This window comes from Xanthomonas sp. SHU 166 (assembly GCF_000364685.1).
Taxonomy (GTDB): Bacteria; Pseudomonadota; Gammaproteobacteria; order Xanthomonadales; family Xanthomonadaceae; genus Xanthomonas_A; species Xanthomonas_A sontii.
Map to the genome: position 1 here is coordinate 1 of NZ_AQOJ01000592.1, position 762 is coordinate 762.

The 762-nt window shown below is 74.9% G+C and carries 1 protein-coding gene; it reads left to right on the top strand.

Features of this window, described 5'->3' with window-relative positions; translation table 11 throughout:
- Positions 1–762 (top strand): TolC family protein (locus D180_RS14685; RefSeq protein WP_017913392.1); only part of this gene is annotated, 762 nt, incomplete at both ends.

Below are 762 nucleotides of genomic sequence, written 5' to 3' on the forward strand. Positions count from 1 at the left end.
CGGCTGCACCGCGCCGATGCCACGGCCGCGGCCGCCGGCGTGGTGCCGGCACCGCCGCCGCAGCGCTGGTGGGACACCCTGCAGGATCCGCAATTGACCATGCTGGTCGAGCAGGCCCTGCAGCACAGCCCCAACCTGCGGGTGGCGCAGGCGCGCCTGCGCGCCTCGCGCGCGCTGGTCGACCAGCGCCACGCCGAGCAGTTGCCCAGCGTCGGAGCGACGGCCGCCTATCTCAACGCGCGCGCGCCGGATGCGCTGACCGACCGCCTGGGCAGCATCGCCGCCGGCACCGGCCAGCCGGTGGAGATCGATCCGCGCGCGCAGCTCTACAGCGTCGGCATCGATGCCAGCTGGGAACTGGATTTCTTCGGCCGCCGCCGCCGCGCCAGCGAGGGCGCACTGGCCGATGCCCAGGCCGACGAGGCCGACCTGGCCGACACCCAGGTGCAGATTGCCGCCGAAGTGGGGCAGGCCTACCTGGGCTACCGCAGCACGCGTGCGCGCATGGCCGTGGCCCAGCGCAACCTGGAGGCTGCCCGGCAGACCCTGCAGCTGACCCGGCAGCGCCGCGAGCGCGGCGCCGACGCCGACCTGCAGGTGGAACGCGCGCAGGCGCAACTGCAGCAACAGGAAGCGGTACTCCCGGACCTGCAGGCGCAGGCGCAGGTGGCGCTGGACCAGTTGGCGCTGCTGATCGGCCGCGAGCCCGGCGCGCTCGATGCCGAACTGGCCGCCGACCGGCCGTTGCCGACGCTGCCGGCG